Annotated in this window: 15 protein-coding genes; 7 read left to right on the top strand and 8 right to left on the bottom strand. The window is 69.2% G+C overall.

Annotation, left to right across the window (positions count from 1 at the left end):
• Positions 1 to 80: 80 nt before the first annotated feature.
• From argS to LQK93_RS10980, 6 genes are all read right to left on the bottom strand, one after another.
• Positions 81 to 1,841 (bottom strand): arginine--tRNA ligase, encoded by a 1,761-nt coding sequence (gene argS, locus LQK93_RS11005; protein WP_374967834.1) that lies wholly within the window; start codon positions 1,839 to 1,841, stop codon positions 81 to 83.
• Between the two features lie 72 nt (positions 1,842 to 1,913).
• On the bottom strand, positions 1,914 to 3,380 hold the full coding sequence (locus LQK93_RS11000) for a hypothetical protein (RefSeq protein WP_374967833.1): 1,467 nt from the start codon (positions 3,378 to 3,380) through the stop codon (positions 1,914 to 1,916).
• Positions 3,381 to 3,540: 160 nt separating this feature from the next.
• Positions 3,541 to 5,193: an AMP-binding protein gene (locus tag LQK93_RS10995; protein ID WP_374967832.1), complete on the bottom strand. Its 1,653-nt coding sequence runs from the start codon at positions 5,191 to 5,193 to the stop codon at positions 3,541 to 3,543.
• The gene (locus LQK93_RS10990; protein ID WP_374967831.1) at positions 5,190 to 7,001 is read right to left on the bottom strand and encodes an MFS transporter; all 1,812 of its coding nucleotides are present in this window, start codon (positions 6,999 to 7,001) and stop codon (positions 5,190 to 5,192) included. Before LQK93_RS10990 ends, LQK93_RS10995 begins: the two co-directional genes overlap by 4 nt.
• 35 nt (positions 7,002 to 7,036) lie before the next feature.
• Complete coding sequence (locus LQK93_RS10985) at positions 7,037 to 7,615, bottom strand: phosphatase PAP2 family protein (protein WP_374967830.1); 579 nt, start codon at positions 7,613 to 7,615, stop codon at positions 7,037 to 7,039.
• Positions 7,612 to 8,928 carry a diacylglycerol/lipid kinase family protein gene (locus tag LQK93_RS10980; protein ID WP_374967829.1) on the bottom strand — a complete coding sequence of 439 codons (1,317 nt, stop codon included), beginning with the start codon at positions 8,926 to 8,928 and terminating at the stop codon, positions 7,612 to 7,614. The genes LQK93_RS10985 and LQK93_RS10980 overlap by 4 nt, the downstream gene beginning before the upstream one ends.
• 1,087 nt (positions 8,929 to 10,015) lie before the next feature.
• On the opposite strand from LQK93_RS10980, the gene LQK93_RS10975 reads away from it, so the two are divergent.
• From LQK93_RS10975 to LQK93_RS10965, 3 genes are all read left to right on the top strand, one after another.
• Positions 10,016 to 10,489 (top strand): type II toxin-antitoxin system Phd/YefM family antitoxin, encoded by a 474-nt coding sequence (locus LQK93_RS10975; RefSeq protein WP_374967828.1) that lies wholly within the window; start codon positions 10,016 to 10,018, stop codon positions 10,487 to 10,489.
• An 8-nt stretch (positions 10,490 to 10,497) separates the two neighbouring features.
• Positions 10,498 to 10,851 carry a hypothetical protein gene (locus LQK93_RS10970; protein ID WP_374967827.1) on the top strand — a complete coding sequence of 118 codons (354 nt, stop codon included), beginning with the start codon at positions 10,498 to 10,500 and terminating at the stop codon, positions 10,849 to 10,851.
• A gap of 115 nt (positions 10,852 to 10,966) precedes the next feature.
• Positions 10,967 to 11,509, top strand: coding sequence for a hypothetical protein (locus LQK93_RS10965; RefSeq protein WP_374967826.1), 543 nt, complete (start codon positions 10,967 to 10,969; stop codon positions 11,507 to 11,509).
• Positions 11,510 to 11,965: 456 nt separating this feature from the next.
• On the opposite strand, the gene LQK93_RS10960 is transcribed toward LQK93_RS10965, so the two are convergent.
• Positions 11,966 to 12,142, bottom strand: a complete 177-nt coding sequence (locus LQK93_RS10960; protein WP_374967825.1) for a hypothetical protein — start codon at positions 12,140 to 12,142, stop codon at positions 11,966 to 11,968.
• A gap of 180 nt (positions 12,143 to 12,322) precedes the next feature.
• Here LQK93_RS10960 and LQK93_RS10955 point away from each other — a divergent pair, with 180 nt between their 5' ends.
• From LQK93_RS10955 to LQK93_RS10945, 3 genes are all read left to right on the top strand, one after another.
• Positions 12,323 to 12,667: a hypothetical protein gene (locus LQK93_RS10955; RefSeq protein WP_374967824.1), complete on the top strand. Its 345-nt coding sequence runs from the start codon at positions 12,323 to 12,325 to the stop codon at positions 12,665 to 12,667.
• A 249-nt stretch (positions 12,668 to 12,916) separates the two neighbouring features.
• Positions 12,917 to 13,429, top strand: a complete 513-nt coding sequence (locus LQK93_RS10950) for a SigE family RNA polymerase sigma factor (protein WP_374967823.1) — start codon at positions 12,917 to 12,919, stop codon at positions 13,427 to 13,429.
• On the top strand, positions 13,419 to 14,093 hold the full coding sequence (locus tag LQK93_RS10945; protein ID WP_374967822.1) for a hypothetical protein: 675 nt from the start codon (positions 13,419 to 13,421) through the stop codon (positions 14,091 to 14,093). The genes LQK93_RS10950 and LQK93_RS10945 overlap by 11 nt, the downstream gene beginning before the upstream one ends.
• Positions 14,094 to 14,394: 301 nt before the next feature.
• Here the strand turns inward: LQK93_RS10945 and LQK93_RS10940 are convergent, their stop codons facing one another.
• The gene (locus LQK93_RS10940; RefSeq protein ID WP_374967821.1) at positions 14,395 to 15,570 is read right to left on the bottom strand and encodes a magnesium transporter CorA family protein; all 1,176 of its coding nucleotides are present in this window, start codon (positions 15,568 to 15,570) and stop codon (positions 14,395 to 14,397) included.
• 242 nt (positions 15,571 to 15,812) lie between these two features.
• On the opposite strand from LQK93_RS10940, the gene LQK93_RS10935 reads away from it, so the two are divergent.
• Positions 15,813 to 17,015 (top strand): IS110 family transposase, encoded by a 1,203-nt coding sequence (locus LQK93_RS10935; RefSeq protein ID WP_374967820.1) that lies wholly within the window; start codon positions 15,813 to 15,815, stop codon positions 17,013 to 17,015.
• Positions 17,016 to 17,170 lie beyond the last annotated feature (155 nt).

Here is a 17,170-nt window from a genome sequence, read left to right as displayed (position 1 = left end):
CACGGCCCAGCGTCGTCCGGCCGCACTCGCCCCACATCATCCTCACGGGGTGATCAGCCCCGGAGGTCACATCCGGTGCATCACATCTGCTCCGGCGACTCCAGACCCAGCATGTCGAGTCCGGCCGTCATGACGCGAAGGGTGAGCGCGCTCAGCGTGAGCCGCGACTCCTTCACGTCGTCGCGCTCGGCCTTGAGCACGGGGCAGTTCTCGTAGAAGGCGGAGAACGCCTGCGCCAGCTCGAAGAGGTATGCCGCGAGCCGGTGCGGCTCGTAGGTGTCACCCACCTCGGCGACGACGTCGCCGAAGCCGAGCAGGTGCACGCCGAGGGCGCGCTCTGCCGCCTCGCCGAGCAGCAGCGGAGCGTGCTGCTCCGCCGGGTCGAGACCCACCTGGCGGAAGATCGACCGGATGCGCGCCACGACGTACTGGAGGTACGGACCCGTGTTGCCGGTGAGCGCGACCATGCGGTCGAGGTCGAAGACGTACTCGCTGTCGTGCGCGACGGACAGGTCGGCATACTTCACCGCGCCGATGCCGATCTGCCGCGCGATGGTCGCGCGCGTCGACTCGTCGAGGTCAGGCCGGTTGGCGTCGATGAGCGCCCGGGCCTTGTCGACGGCCTCCTCGAGGAGGGCCATGAGCCGCAGCGACGCCCCGGACCGGGTGCGCAGGATCTTGCGGTCCTCGCCCAGCACGTTGCCGATCTGCACGTGGACCGGCTTGACGTCGTCGGGCAGCCAGCCGGCCCGCCGTGCGGTCTCCCAGACCATCCTGAAGTGCAGGGCCTGCGGCGCACCCACCACGTAGAGCAGCCGGTGGGCCCCGAGCCTGGACACGCGGTAGCGGATCGTGGCGAGGTCGGTGGTGCCGTAGTTGTAGCCACCGTCGGACTTGCGGATGATCAGCGGCACCGGCTTGCCCTCGCGACCGGTGTAGCCCTCGAGGAACACGCACAGGGCGCCGTCGGACATCGTGGCGATGCCCTTGCGCTCGAGCTCGTCGCAGATGGCCGCGAGGTGGTCGTTGTAGGTGGACTCGCCGGCCAGGTCCTCGTCGGTCAGCGTGACGCCGAGGGTCGAGTAGACCTTGTTGAAGTAGGCCTTGGACATCCCGACGAGGTCGTGCCAGTGCTTGAGCGTCTCCGGGTCACCGGCCTGCAGCATGACGACCCGCGCCCTCGAGCGGACGTCGAAGTCGCCGGCGCTGCCGCGCGGCTCGGCCTTCTCGGCCGTGTCGAACTTGGTGCGGGCGGCCTGGTAGAAGGCGTTGGGGTTGGAGGCGAGCAGCTCGGCCTCGGGCGAGTCCTCGCCCACCTCGAGCAGGTGCTCGATGAGCATGCCGAACGGGGTGCCCCAGTCGCCGATGTGGTTCTGGCGGATCACGTTGTGGCCCAGGTGCTCGAGCGTGCGGGCCAGGGAGTCGCCGACGATCGTCGTGCGCAGGTGCCCGACGTGCATCTCCTTGGCGACGTTGGGCGCGGAGTAGTCGATCGGGATGTTCTCCGAGGGCTGCAGCGGCACGCCGGTGCGCTCGTCGGCCTCGACCTCCTGCAGCAGGGAAGCAAGCCAGGCGTCGGCGAAGGTCAGGTTGATGAAGCCGGGGCCGCTGATCTCGACGGTGTCGCACACGCCGTCGAGGTCGAGCGCCGCGACGATCCTGCTCGCGACCTCACGCGGCGGCATACCGACCTTCTTGGCGAGCGCGAGCGCGGCGTTGACCTGCACGTCGGCGAACTGCGACGGGCGCAGCACGGGGTCGGCGTCACGGAAGTCGTCGCCGAGGGCGGCGGCGATCGCGGACTGGACCTTGGGCGTGAGCGCGACGAGCGGGGAGACCATGCGGGCAAGTCTATTTGCGCGGCTTGGGTGCCCGCGCCACGGTTTCCCGGCGGCGCGGGCCCCCACTCAGGGTCACTCCCCCTGGCGGTCGAAGCCGGCTCGGCGGGCGGCGTCCTCGTTGTAGAACCACACGTCCGGCTCGACCTCGTCGTAACCGTCGTCGCCGGGGGCCACGAAGGTCCGACCGTCGCGCTGGGCCTTGACGGCGTGGCCGAGCGGCTGGGCGCCGTCGCCGATGGGCGCGGCCGAGCCGAGGCCGAAGCCCCCGTCGACGACCTCGTCGAAGCTGGACGTACGCCGCGTGCTCGTCTGCTGCCCACCAGCGTCGCTCTCACCGGACGTGACGTCCTCGCCGGACGTGACGTCCTCGCCGGTCGTGTCCCGCTGGGCAGTCCTGTCGTGCTCAGCGTTCGTGGAGTCTCGGCCGTCGGTGGCGGTGTCCTCGTCGGGGAACGCTGCGGCAGCGGCGTCGGGCGTCGGCCCTGCCTCCTCGCGACGCGGGGGGACGTCGTCGGCGCTGACCGCCTCGGCGGTCTCGTCCACGTCGTCGCTGGCGTGGGAGTGCGGCGCCATGTCGACGTCGAGGCCCTCGTCGCCCGGCTCGTCACTGTCGCCGGGGCCATGCTGACCGGGCGTGGTCGCCCAGGGCTGGCCGCGGTGGTCGCCCGGGTCTCCTGCCGGGGTGCCGCCCTCGCGGATGACGTCGTCGCGGTCCGCGAGCGCCGGGACCTCGACCTTCTTCGGCTCGTCGATGGTCGCCACCGGGGGCGTAGCGGACTCCTGGGACATCGGGTCCCCCGCGTGGACGTCCTCGGACCCTTCGACCGTGTCGGTGGAGTCGGTGGTGTCGTTGGTCTCGGTGGCGTCGGTGGTGTCGTCGGTCTCGGCGGTGTCGGGGTCGAAGACGGTGCTTCCGGTGGACCTGGCGTCCGCCGTGTCCGCGGACTCGGATGCGGGGTTCTCGATCACGCTCGTGGACCTCTCCTCTGGGTGCGTCTCTGCACTCTCAGTACCCACTGCCGTCGCGTGCCCCGCAGCGAACGGGTTCTCGGCGTCGGCCAGGTCGTCCTCGTCGTCGTCCTCCTGGGTGAAGGCAGCGGCGCCGACCGCGGCGGCCCCGACCCCGGAGGCACCGGCTGCCGTGGCTCCCGCGCCGGGGCTCTCGACGAGACGGCGCTGCTCCGCCTCCTGCTCCCGCCGCCTGGTCTCGGCAGCGCGCTCCTCCGCCTCACGCTGGGCCGCCCCACGCTGGGCCGCTTCACGCTGGGCCGCTTCACGCTGCTCAGCCTCGCGCTGCACCGGACCGGTCTGTGCCGCAGGAGCAGCCGGCGTGGGGACCACGGTCCGCTGGCCCCCGCGCTGCTGCGAGGCGCGCGGCTCGACGTCGGGGACGGCGGCGCGGCCGCGTTGCTCACGGGCCTCGAAACGCCGCGCCTCGGCCGCACGGCGACGCCCGGCGGAGACGAACAACGAGATGATCACTGCGATTACGGCGATCGCCACCACGATCCACAGAGCCGTCTTGCCTGCGTCTGACATGCCATCCCCTTACGGACTGCGAGGTCCTCACGACCACTTCCCCGGGAAACCTACTGTGCTGCGGGGGCAGGCCGGCACCACCCTCGCCGCGGCACACCCCGGCAGTCGTGCGGACGGGCTCCGCCGGCCCGACCGCGATGCCGTGCAGAGGGCACGCGGGTCAGGCCAGGCCGAGCCTCCTCGCCGTCGTCTCCCGCATCTCGACCTTGCGGATCTTGCCCGTCACGGTCATGGGGAACTCGTCGACGATCTCGACGTAGCGCGGGATCTTGTAGTGCGCGAGCTGGCCGGTGCAGAACTCGCGGAGCGACTCCGCCGTCAGGGGCGTGGCCCCGTCCTTCATCCGGATCCAGGCGCAGAGCTCCTCGCCGTACCGCTCGTCGGGGACGCCGATCACCTGGGCATCCAGGATGTCGGGGTGCGTGTAGAGGAACTCCTCGATCTCGCGCGGGTAGACGTTCTCACCGCCGCGGATCACCATGTCCTTGATGCGGCCGGTGATCTCGACGTAGCCATCCTCGTGCATGACGCCGAGGTCGCCCGTGTGCATCCAGCCGTCCTCGATCGCCTCGGCCGTCTTCTCCGGCTGCTCCCAGTAGCCGAGCATCACCGAGTAGCCCTTGGTCATGAACTCGCCCGCCCGGCCGCGCGGGAGCGTCTCGCCGGTCGCCGGGTCGACGATCTTGATCTCGAGGTGCGGCCCGACGCGCCCGACGGTGCCCACCTTCTGCTCGAAGGTGTCGTCGGTGCGGTTCTGCGTCGAGACCGGCGACGTCTCGGTCATGCCGTAGCAGATCGTCATCTCCTCGATGCCGGCTGCGATCAGCTTCTTCATCAGCTCTGCGGGACAAGGGGATCCGGCCATGATTCCGGTGCGCACGCTCGACAGGTCGTAGGAGGAGAAGTCGGGCAGGTTCCACTCCGCGATGAACATCGTCGGCACGCCGTAGAGCGAGGTGACCTTCTCCTGCTGCACGGCGCGCAGCGTCGCCGCGGGGTTGAAGCCGGGCGCCGGGATGACCATGCACGCACCGTGCGAGGTGCAGGCGAGGTTGCCCATCACCATGCCGAAGCAGTGGTAGAAGGGCACCGGGATGCAGACGCGGTCCTCCTCGGTGTAGCGGCACAGCTCACCGACCATGTAGCCGTTGTTGAGGATGTTGCGGTGGCTCAGGGTCGCACCCTTGGGGAATCCCGTTGTGCCAGAGGTGTACTGGATGTTGATGGGCTCGTCATTGGACAGCCCCGCCTGCACCCGTGCCAGCTCCTCCGCGGAGACCTCCTCGGCGCGCGCGAGCAGCTCGTCCCAGTCGGAGGTGCCGATGTAGACGACGCGCTCGAGCGACTCGATCTCCTCGCGCACCTCCTCGACCATCCCCCGGTAGTCGCTGGTCTTGAGCGACTCCGCCGCGACCAGCGTCGAGATGCCCGCCTGGCCGAGGACGTACTGCAGCTCGTGCGCCCGGTACGCCGGGTTGATGTTGACGAGGATGGCGCCGATCTTGGCGGTCGCGTACTGCACCAGCGTCCACTCGGAGCGGTTCGGCGCCCAGATCCCGACCCGGTCGCCCTTGCGCACGCCCGACGCGAGGAGCGCCCGAGCCAGCCGGTCGACGTCGGCCCGCAGCTCGGCATACGTCCACCGCTTGCCCTGAGCGACGTCGACGAGCGCCTCGCGCTCCCCGAAGCGCTCGGCGGTGGCATCGAGGTTGTCGCCGATCGTCTCCTCGAGCAGCGCCGGCTCGGTCTCGCCCCGGGTGTGCGAGAGTCGCGGGTCCAGCTCGGTCGAGGGGTGGGTCTGCACTGCGGTCATGGATGCTCCCGGGCGGCGTCGGACGGTCTTGCCTCACCCAACCGCCGCTCCCCTGCCTGCGCAAGCGATGTCCGCGTATGCCGTCCCGCGCGTTGCCCGGCGCCGCCCTCGTTCGCATCGGGTGCGCTCCCCCGGGCCTCCTCGTGCGGCTCGGTACCCTCCTCCTCCTCCTCCTGGTCCGCGTCCTTCGATCCGTCGCTGCCGGGAGCGCGACGGGGGATCTGTCCGACGAAGAAGAGCGCGCAGGCGGTCAGCAGCGCGGTGACGGCGAAGGCGTTGCGCAGGGCGTCGAGACGCGCCGCTTGGTTGACCTGCATGATGGCGTCCGCGGTGCTGCCGGTGACCCCGGCATCGCCGAGCGCCTGGCTCAGCTGGGTGTCGGAGATGAAGGGCACGCCGCTCACCAGCTGCGTGGAGGCCTGCGACTTGACCGACGCCGGCACGGCCGGGTTGTCCTGGATGCCACTCACGACCGCCGCCGTCAGGGTCGCGAGCAGGACCGAGCCGATCAGCGCCGTGCCGAGCGAGGCGCCGAGGTTCGTCCCGGTGTTCTGCAGGCCGCCCACCTCGGCACTCTCCGAGTCCGGCACGGAGGACACGGTGACTGCCCCGAGCTGCGAGGCCAGGGCTCCGAGCCCGAGCCCGATGAGCACCATGGGGATCACCACGACGGCCGCGCTGGAGCCGGGGTCCATGCCGCCGACGAGGAGCAGCTCACCGGCGAGCACCGACAGCAGGCCGAGGCGCACCACCCGACGTGGGTTGGCCGCCGGCCAGGCCTTGGGGATCCCCGCGGCCGACACGAGCAGGGCGACGGACAGCGGGAGGATCCGCAACCCGGTCTGGAGCGAGTTGAGCTCGAGCACCACCGAGAGGAAGAGCGGCACGGCGAAGAACGTCCCGGCCTGCACCAGGTACTGCGCGAAGAACATCGTCAGCCCACCGACCAGGCCGCGGTTGCGCAGCATCATCGGCCGCAGCAGGGGCTCGCGTCCCCGCCTCACCAGCCGGGCCTCCCACCGCAGGAACAGCAGGACGACGAGGAGGCCGAGCACCATCAGCCAGATCGACAGGGAGGCACCGAAGAGCTGCGGAGCGCCGGACTTGGGCACCACCCAGCCCCACTCGCTCGTCTGCAGGACGCCGTAGACGAACGCGCCGAGGCCGACCACCGACAGCAGGGAGCCGACGTAGTCGACGCGGGCGGGCACCGGCGGGACGTCGGTCACCTTCCGGAGGAAGGCGAGGATGCCCAGGACGATGACGACCTCTCCGGCGAAGACGTAGCGCCACGAGAAGAACGTCGTCACGGCACCGCCGATGAGAGGGCCCGCGGCCACGGCCATGGCACCCGCCGCGGCGACGAGGCCGTATGCCGCGGCGCGCCGTTCCGGGGGGAAGTTGGCGGCGACGAGCGCGACGATCGCCGGCATGATCAGGGAGGCGCCGATGCCCTCGAGCAGCGACCACCCCAGCAGCAGGACGGGCAGGTTGGGGGCGATGGCCGTGGTGAGCGAGCCGGCTCCGTAGACGAGCAGGCCCAGGCCGAAGGCCCGGCGCCGGCCGATGATGGTGCCGACCTTGCCTCCAGTGATCATCAGCGTGGCCATCACCAGCGTGTAGAGCGTGATGGCCGTCTGGATGCCGCTGATCGTGGTGCCGAGGTCGTTCGCCACGACGGCCATCGACACGTTCATGACCGAGCTGTCCAGGGTCATCAGGAACTGTCCGGCCGCGAGGACGGCCAGGACGAGACCGGCTCCGGTCGCTGCGGTTCCTCCGGTCTGCGCGGCGGGTTGGCTCGACACACGCCCAGACTCGCGCGGCGCCGGCGTCGGCCGCGTCACCCGCAGGAGGTGAGACGCGGCGCGACCCGGCCCGCCACGTGGTGGGCCAGCGAGCCGATCCCTGCCCCGATCACCGCACCGGCGATGACGTCACCCGGGTAGTGCACGCCGGTGTGCACCCGCGAGTACGCGACCACGGTGGCGACCAGCCGCAGCGCCGTGTCCAGCTCGGGGGCCTCCGCCCCGGCAGCCGTGGAGAAGGCGAAGGCCGAGGCCGAGTGGCCAGAGGGCCAGGAGTGCGAGGCCGGCATGCGGACGCCGTGTGTTCGCACCGATCTCTCGACCGACGGCCGGCCGCGTTTCGGGCCCTGCTTCACCACGAGGTTGACGGTGGCCGACGTCGCTCCGAGGGCCAGCATGCCGACCACCGCGGCCCGCCGTCGCCGTGGGCCCGACACCGACATCGCCGTGGCCACCCCCATCCAGAGCAGCGACCGGTCCGCTGCCCGTGACATCCGGGCCAGGGCGTGGTCGATCTGCGGCGTCGGGGTGGCCTGCACCGCGGCGTGGACGGCCCGGTCCAGCTCGACGAGCTCGTGGCCCGCCTGCCGCAGCCGCTCGGAGGGCCGGCTCACCGCCGGGAACCGGTCCGGGAGAACGACGCGAGGCGCAGCAGCTGCGCCCAGCTCCACGTCGGGCGCCGGGGAGGGACACCTGGCCGGTCCCGTGGGACGCGTACGCGCAGGGCCCGGGCGCGCACGGTGCAGTGGACGGGGGTGGGGACCACGACCGACTCGCCGTCGATCCCCACGGGGATCTCCGGGGCCTCCGAGGAGATGACGACCTCCGGGGCGTTGACGGCGACCAGTCCCTGCCGCGTGGCTCCACGCAGCAGCTCCAGGGCCTGGCGAGTGCTGCCGGCGTTCACCGACACGACGCCGAGCTGTCCGGTGTCCAGCCGGGCTCGGCGCCCGAGGCCGGCCAGGTCGCCCATGCCGTACGGGTTGTCGCTGACCAGCACCGCCTGCGGGTGCTCGACGACGATCCCGTCGACGTCCAGCCGCAGCTGCGGCCCCTTGGCCCCGCTCAGCAGGTCGGGCAGCACGTCCAGGGTCGTGCGGGCCTTGTCCTCGCGGTAGCCCGGGCTCTGCACCGCGGCGGCGTACGCCCCGAAGGAGGCGTTGTTGACGAACGTGCGCCCGGCGATCACGCCGAGGTCCACCCGTAGCTCCACCGCGTCCTCACCCAGCGCGGCCAGGCACGTCGAAGGGTCCTCCCGGTCGAGTCCGAGGTCGAGCGCGAAGTGGTTGCGGGTGCCTGCGCTGATCACCATGAGCGGCACGTCGTGGTCCGCGGCCACCCCCGCGACGAGCGCCTGCGTCCCGTCGCCGCCGGCCACGCCGAGCAGGTCGGCCCCGCGGGCGACGGCCTGCCTGGCCAGCTCGGCGACGTCGATGGTCTCGGACCCCTCGAGCATTGCGACCTCGGCGCCGAGCGCCTCGGCCTTTGCCCGCAGGTCGAAGCGGGCGACCTTCCCGCCGCCCGACCGCGGGTTCATGATGACGAACGGGTGCTGGGGCGGCGGGACGACGTGCTCGGGCATGCCCTCGTCGGCCGCCTCTGGCGTGAGTGCGATGCGACCCGCACCCACCGCCAGGGCGAGGACGGCCACGCACACGATCACCGGCAGGACGAGCTCGTTCAGCAGGAGGACCACGACCAGCCCCACGGGAACGGCGACGAGGACGAGAACGCCGAGGGCGCGCCGCCAGGCCCGGAATGCCAGGACCGAGTAGCCCGCGACGACGAACAGGACGACCGCACACGCCACCAGCAGCAAGAGCCGGACGCCGCGCGACTCGGCGGCGACGCCGAGGCCCAGCACGGCGAGGGCGGCGAGGATGAGCGCCAGGCGTGCCCACCACGCCCGACGCCCGCCGGAGCTCATCGGCCTGTGGAGGCGACGCCCGACATCGACGGCGCCGCCTCCTCCTGCGACAGGGACTGTTGGCGCTCCAGCTTGACGTCGGCCATCCTCCACACCCTTCCGCCGGGAAGGCCCACGCGGCGTCCGGGAGGCCGGAGCCGCACGCCTCCGTCCACCCACCGTGCGCGGGGGCGGCGGCGGGCACGTCACCTGCTCGGGATGAGATCGGGTCGGGAGCTCCGCCGGACAGCACAGGGCCCCGGACGGCTTTGCGCCGACCGGGGCCCTGGTTCTGTCTCAACACAGAGTGCACCCGAAGGGATTCGAACCCCTAACCTTCTGTTACGTGGTTCGAACTTTCGTCAGTAAGCGGTGGAACGCATCGAGTGCCCGGTACGTGCTCCGTGAACCGCTTGCCGCTGAGGCACCCTTGTCATTGGTAAGCGATGGATCGCGTCCATTGCGATGAGTAAGCGATGGGTCACCGCACCCTCCCGTGGCTGGCCCGCAGTGTGTGGCGCAGCCCTAGCAATGCCCCTGTCCTCCAGCGGACCAGCTCAGCGAGCACGTCGATGCAGGGACGATCGCCCACTGGCGCATGCCAAAGATCGCGTGTCTGAGCTCAACAGACGCCTCGTCGGTGTGGTTTCTGCGGCGACCTCACGCGCGCGCGCGTCCGACCCCCCTTCCCACTTTCCGGCACGGTGGGGGGGTCTCTGCGGGGAGGGGCTTCGAGTACGCGGGTCATTTTTTTCCGCCGGAGAGTCGCGGCACGTCGCCCGCCGGGATTCGAGCGCGGGCTCGCGTAGTCGCCCGTCTGGGTGTGGGGCCGGGACGTCGGGCCGGCTACCACCTGCGGGCGACGACTTCGTGAACGACAGGCACCTGGCGCCGAGTGCTGTCGTGTACGAGCGCCCTGCTTCCTACCGGCCCTTCGAGAAGCGCGACGACCGAATCGATGCACGACGGCGCGCGTCGCCGACGGGGCCGGACGGGCACTCAGTGCGACCGGCACGTCGTCGGCGGATTCCGAGATACGCGAGCTGTAGGGCCTTGCTGCCATGCCAAACGTTTTGACAAATTCAGAACATGATCTGAAGATGGGGTCATGTCCGCTGCCCTGCAGGTCCACACGTTCCAGTCCTCGGAGCTTTCGCGTCAGCCCGCGGCCGTCTTCGCTGCCGCAGAGGATGGCCCGGTCCTGATCACCCGGCGTGACGGGGACCCTCTGATCCTCACATCTGAGACTCAAGCGCGCCACGACCAACTTGGCCTTGAGCTTGCCGCCCAGCTCGTTGCGGCGTCCCTGGACCCCTCAACCGAGCCGTTCACCGCTCGCCTGCTGGGTCCCTTTCCCTGGCTCATGTTCCTGAGCGAGGCTGAGCGGGAGGCGTTTGCTGAGGAGATTGTGAGGGTTGCCCGGGCGTGCGCCGCGGTGCGCCACTTCGACCGCCTCCTGAAGGTCTTGGAGGAATGGCACCGCACCGCTCAGGCGTACGCGGCCGGCTACACCGCCGACATGGCCGTGGACTGGCTAGAGGATGATGAGGCCGCGGCCGACCCGCGGACCGACCTCGCCTGACGCCACGGATGGCGACCAAGCAGGGGACAGTCGCACGCCCGACCAAGAGCACCGAGTGGGTCATCAAATACGCGACCTCGCAGGCACGCAACGGATGGACCGACATGTGCGCGACCCAGAAGAACGCGCTCACGGACGCATGGGACTACCTCACCAAGAAGCCCCTCGCCGACGAGCCTCCGCATGGCCGGCTCAAGGGCGACCTGGCGACGGTCACACGCAACGGCGTGAGCCATGAGCGGCGCCAGTACGAGCTCAAGAACGGTGCCCGCATCTGGTACTGGGTCGAGGGCCAGACGGTGATGCTCGAGCGGGTCGAGACCCACCACCCCAACGCGACCAAGAAGCGCGGCAAGGGTTGAGCACCCGCCACGGTGCGCCCCGACCGCACGCCGTGGCCGGCATTGCGGTAGTCGTTGGCGGATGGACCGAGTTCTGCGCAGAGACCGTGTCGGTCCATTCAGGCACTATGCGCCCATGGATGCGACACTGGCTGCGGGGTGGATTGCCTTCTGGGGTGCAGTAGCAGGGGCGGTCGTCGGAGGCGGGCTGACCGCGCTGGCCTCATGGAGTACGACTCGAGGGCAATGGCGGCGCGAGCGAACATTCCGGCAGAGGGAGCGGCTCGCCGAGATGCTTTCGCAGGGCACACGCAGTCTCGCCGACCATGCGCCCCGCAATCGGGAGGGGCAGTGGGTCACGGATGTGCATCAGGACACCATCCGGAACCTGCATTTTGCCCGAGTGCTTGCCATGGGGGTGAGCCCTCACCTGGGGATGCTGCTGAGCGAGATCTTCCTTGATGAGCGCGCCGAGTGGCGGTCTTACATCCCGTCGACTGATGTCCGGGTGATGAATGGCATCGTGGCCCGGTGGTTAGTGGATCCTGACGACTTCGACAAGACGCAGAAGTCTCTCGAGGAGTACCGGAGTGAGTTCCCTTGGCACGAAGCGGAGGAACCTGTGGCCTCGGTGATGCAGCTCTCCCCGCGATTCATGCTCTGGTCCCGTCGAAGCTGAACCACGTCTCCGCCTTCTCGTTGGGGGGCCGCGTCTCCGAGCCTCCGCCGTGCGCGCTCCTTCGGAGGCACGGTCATCTGCAAGGCGAGGCCCCAGATGGACCGCGCGGCAGGCTCGGCCCAGCGTCCTCCGCGCGGCTTCATCGAGCGGGGCAGGAGAAGGCGGGATCTAGCTCGACGCTTGCGCGCGTTGGGCGACTGTCCCGATTGCCAGCACCCGTGGGTGGAGCACCCCGGCACCGGCAATGACCTGCACGGCATGTGCGGCGAGTGCGCCTACGAGTTCGAGCACGGTCAGCGAGAGTCAGATGAGCCGGGCTGCCGCCTCCCTTGTCCGCCGTGGACTGACTGACGTACGGGTCGCGGCAGAAGCGGAAGTTGGTAGAAGGGCAGCTCAGGCCCCGGGGTGGCCTGCAAGCGGCAGGTGTGGCCGTGCCCGCGCCACCCTCGTGACAGGTCAGCCCTCGGGCTCGGCCACCTGTGAGTCGTCCTCATCAGGCTGCGTCTGTTCGAGCAGCCATTCCCCCAGCCTTCGCGCATCCGTACGGGTCATAGGGCCGCGCAGCTGGGCATTGAAAGACCCATCCTGTTTGCGGTCCACCCAGCCTGTTGCGCCCACCGGCATCGTCGACATTTCCAAATGCTAGGGCAGCCTGCGAAAGGCGACGAGTAGATGCGAACGCCCCATCGGCAGAATCGGCCTTGTGCTAGGCGGCATGAGAGTGCATCTGGACGGGCCGGTCGGCAACCTACAAAATCCGCTGGCATAGATTTAGAGGAGGGCCGGCCAAGGCCCCTGAGTGGGGCGGAGCACATGAGACATCAAGTCAGCGTCGAGCGGAACGGTCGTCGCTACCAGGTGCGCTCGATCAAACGTGGATCGTCGTTGCGCGGCGGCTCCTGGGGCGGGGGAATCGAGATGCTTCTGCTAGCGCCCTTGGCCTTCGCCTTCTTCGCGTGGCAGGACCGGCAGAACAGATACAAGGTGGGCGTGCTGCTCATGCCGAAGGGCACTCTCAACCTGGGGCCTCAGGTGATCTACAAGGAGCTGCTTCCGGCAGGAGTGGATCCGAAGCACCGCGTCGAGCAGCTCTTGGCGGACGTCCGGACCGGACGATTCGACAACGCCAGCCGCTGGAGCCTTCGGCCGGCTAAGTAGAAGCAGGGCGTTCAATGCGCGGCGGGACCCGCGTACCGACAGCGGCATGTCCGGACGTCGGGCTCGCCTGTTGGGTCCCCTGCCTGGTGGGCCAGCCTCGAACTGGGAGACGACTTGACCGAAACGCCTTGAGTAGGCCCGTTGTGTTGGTCGGCCGGATGAGGTCTGTCCTGGTGCTGCAACCTTTTCGGCTCTGCGACCGTATGAGTGCGTCAGGGTCGCTGAAGAGCATCAGGGAAGAAGGCACGGATGCGGGAGTCGATACAGAAGGAGCGTGACGCTTCATTCACGTCCTTCATGCGCGGTGCCCAGCCGTCCCTTCTTCGGACGGCCTACTTCCTGTGCGGGGACCCGGACCTTGCCCGGGAGCTGGTTCAAGACGCTCTCGTTCGCACTTACTTGGCGTGGCCGAAGGTCCGCCAGGAAACGGCCTTGGCCTATGCGCGCCGGATTCTGGTGAACGGTCGCGCAGATCACGGGCGGCGTGTGCGACGTGAGGTTCCCAGCCCGGTGCTGCGTGAGGTGCTTGTCGAGGCCGACACCTCGCATGTTGAGCGGGAACAACTGGTGGGACTACTCGCCCAGCTGCCTGAGCAGCAACGCAAGGTCATCGTCCTGCGGTACTGCGCCGACCTGTCCGAGCGGCAGACCGCAGACCTGGTGGGCCTGTCAGTGGGTGGGGTGAAGTCCGCGGCCTCACGCGGCCTCGCCGCGCTCCGTCAGCTAGCCATCTCGAGCGAAGGAAGAGTCCATGAGCACTGACGTCGAAGCGTTCGTCCGCCACGTCTTCACCGACAGCGAGATCCCCGCCAGGGAGGTGGATCTTGGCGAGGTGGTGGCCATCGGTCACCGAGTGCGACGCGTCCGACGGCGTCGTGCGGCACTGGCCGGAGTCGCGGCCACAGGTCTGATCGGCTTCGGGATCGCCCAAGCGGTGGTCCCCGCGACTGGCACGCCGCTGACCCCGTTGGTCTGGGCCGCCGGAGAAGGCAAGCCGGGCAGTGAGGCCGGCGCGTGGGTCACTGCCAACGGGCACCGTTTCGTCATCTCCGTTCACGATGCTTACATCGGGAACCGCAACGAGTTCGTCCTGTCGCGGCTGGACCCGGACGGCTCTGAGAAGGTCTTGATGTCGGCGGGACCCATACGCGCCGCGGACCTGCCAGCGGTGGGCTTTGCAGTCAGCACCGAGCCTGGAGTTACGTTCGCGCTCTTTCCGGCTGGAGCCCACGACCTGCAAGCCACCGACGACCAGACCACAGAGATGTTGAGCATGTCCACGATGAGGATCTCCAGCCCTCATGGAGGTCCTGACTTCGTGGCGGTCGCGATGGACTCAGGCCGCCGGGCCGGCGATTGGTTCCAGCCATCGATCAGGTGGATCGATGCGCAGGGCAAAGCGCAGGCGTGGAACTGGCCCAAGTAACTCCGAACAGCCAGCCCTTGATGCGACCCTGACCAAGCGCAACTGAGCGTCTACCGCTCATCGGCACGATCGCTCGCAGCGCGGCAGGACCGGAAAACCCAACGCTGGCGACGTTCAATCCGACGTTCCCTCGGCCGAGAACGACGATGCGGGCGGCTTGCCGGTGCGTGAGGCGTCCGGGGACGCAATGTTGAGTCTCACCGCGGCGACCGTGCGGCGGGCACATTGTTGGTCAACGCGCTCCGGGCAGACGGTCCCCACGGTTGTCGCGACGCCTTGGGGGGCACGCCGGCTGGCTTGATCAGATCCAGTCGCGGCGCCTGAACACCCCGTAGAGGACGGCGCCAATGGCCACCATGCCGCCCGCGGAGACCCAGAACCCCCACTCGGTGCCGAACCCCGGGTAGGGAACGTTCTGGCCGAAGTACCCGGTGACCGCGGTCGGGACGGAGATGATCGCGGCCCACGCGGCGAGCTTCTTCATGACGTTGTTCAGCCGGTGGTCCTGCATCGACAGGTGCGTCTCGAAGATGGTGCTCACCATGTCGCGGAGGCCCTCGGTCCATTCGCTGGCCCGCAGGGCGTGGTCGTAGACGTCCTGGTAGTTCGCTGCGACAGCTTCGGTCACGACGTGCAGGTCCCTGCGCAGCAGGGTGTTCATCACCTCGCGCATCGGCAGCACGACCCGACGAAGGCGCACCAGAGTCTTGCGCAGCGCGAACATCCGCTGCTGCATGTGCGGGTGCGGCTCGTTGGCGAACAGGAGGTCTTCTAGGTCCTCGACCTCATCGTCCAGCTGTTGCGTCGCGGTGAAGTGGGAGTCCACGACCAGGTCCAGCAGGCCGTGTAGGAGGCCGCCGACCCCGTTCGCTGCCACGTCCGGGGCGGCGTCCCAGCGTGCGGTGAGCTGCTCGGGGTGGAACGCGTTGTCGTGCACAGTGACCAGGGCGCGCTCGGTCACGAAGATGGAGACTTCGCTGAGGTCGAGGTCGTCGGGGTCATCGCCGACCTGCGCGACGTACGCGGTGAGGAACAGGTGGTCGGGATACCGATCGACCTTGGGGCGCTGGCGACGGTTGATGGCGTCCTCAACGGCGAGGGTGTCGAGCTTGAGCTCGTCGCTGATCAGGGCGAGCTGGTCCCCTTGCGTGGTGCACAGGTCAAGCCAGACGACGCAGTCGCCCTCGTCAAGGAAGTCCGAGACGAGGGCGGGGTCGAAGTCCTGCTGGTCGAGAACGCCGTTGCGGTACACACGGGTATGCATGCGGCCAGATGGTGCCAGATGAGCCTTGGAGAACTGAGATCGCGCGCCCGGCCCCAAACGGGGGAATGTTCGCGGGCGGCCAGGTGCCGGTTGGTTGGCCACCGCGAAGACCACAACCGGGCCCGTGCGAAGCACCCAGATCGCCTCCGGGGCGGGGTGTGCACTGCGGAACTTCTGGGATTGAACGAGCCCGGCGCTGACGAGGATTCCCAACATCCCATCATCGGCTACTTAGAGACTGGATGCAGGATCGGTGTCCGGCCAGACTCGGTCCAGGTGCTCGACGAGACGCTCTCTCTATCGGCTGCCCACCGGCGTCATTGGTGTGGCTCTCTCATGGCATGCGTCTTCGTCGGGCACCGCGCGAGGAGAGGCTCGAAAGGGGTTTGTTCTGCTCGAAGTAGCAATGCCCTCCTCGCTGTCACACCAGTGCGTGGATGAGGAGGTGCGCTGCGATGGGCGTGATCATCGGGATGGACCCGCACAAGCGCTCGGCCACGATCGAGGTCATCGACCAGGCCGGACGGGTGCTGCAGGTGGGGCGGTTCGACACGGACAAGGCCGGCTACGCGGCGATGCTCGCCGCGGGCCGAGGCTATGGGTCGGCGCAGGAGCGGGTGTGGGCGGTCGAGGGGTGCAACGGCATCGGCCGGCACCTGGCGCACCGGCTCGTGCACGATGGGGAGCGCGTGGTCGATGTGCCGGCGAAGCTGTCGGCGCAGGTTCGGGTCTTCGCCACCGGCAACGGCCGCAAGACCGACCCGGTCGATGCCCATTCGGTGGCATTGGCGGCGTTGTACGCCCCAGCAGAGCCTGGCCTGCGCCCGGTGCTGGTGGAGGATGACCTGGTCGTGATGGGGATGATGGTCGACCGGCGTGACGAGCTGGGCCGGGCTCGGACCCAGACGCTCAACCGGCTGCATCGGCTTCTGCTGGAGCTGATTCCGGGCGGGGCGAAGACGTTCCTGTCCGCGCCGCAGGCCCGCGCGCTGATCGCCAGGGTGAAGCCGGGGGATCTCGTCGGCAAGACCAGGCGCCGGCTGGTCGTCGAACTCATCACCGAGTTGGAGGGCATCGACCGCAAGATCAAAGGCGCGGAGAAAGAGCTGACCGCGCTGGTGCACGAGCGCGGCTCGAGCCTGTTGGAGCTGACCGGGATCGGCCCGACCGGTGCGGCGCGGCTGCTGGCCGACGTGGGGGACATCCACCGGTTCCGGGACAAGGACCGGTTCGCCTCGTGGAACGGGACCGCGCCGTTGGACGCCTCCTCGGGGGCGCAGCAACGCCACCGGCTCTCTCGTGCCGGTAACCGTCGGATCAACCGGACGCTGCACATCATGGCCGTGGTGCAGCTTCGCAACCCCACCCCGGGGCGAGAGTTCTACGACGCCCGCAAGGCCGGCGGGACACCCTCGCTGATGGCGCTGCGGTCCTTGAAACGGCGCCTGTCCAACGTCGTGTACACGCGGATGGTCGCGGACCAGAACCGGCGCGAGCGCGCGCTTGGCACGGGCGAGGTGACGGGTCCGAGAGGGCACGGGGACAACGTCTCTGACTCCAGCGTGACCGGCTCACAGTCCCATACCGGCTCTTCGGAAAAGCCTCTTCCCAAACCCGCCGCCACCCAGCGTAGAACCCCGATCCCTGCCACGTCTTGACCTAAAGGGGTGCCATGACAGGAAGAGTGCTGCCACGTCCGTGGGCGCCCTCATATCGAGCTGCATGGTGCTGGACTGCTGCCGACGGGCTGCCCGCCGTGAGCGGGTTTCGCCATGCGCTCCCCTGTGTAGCGGCCGGCGGAGCCCATTGCGGA

This window comes from Terrabacter sp. BE26 (assembly GCF_041941675.1).
Taxonomy (GTDB): domain Bacteria; phylum Actinomycetota; class Actinomycetes; order Actinomycetales; family Dermatophilaceae; genus Terrabacter.
This window is presented reverse-complemented; position numbering and strand designations above follow the sequence as displayed.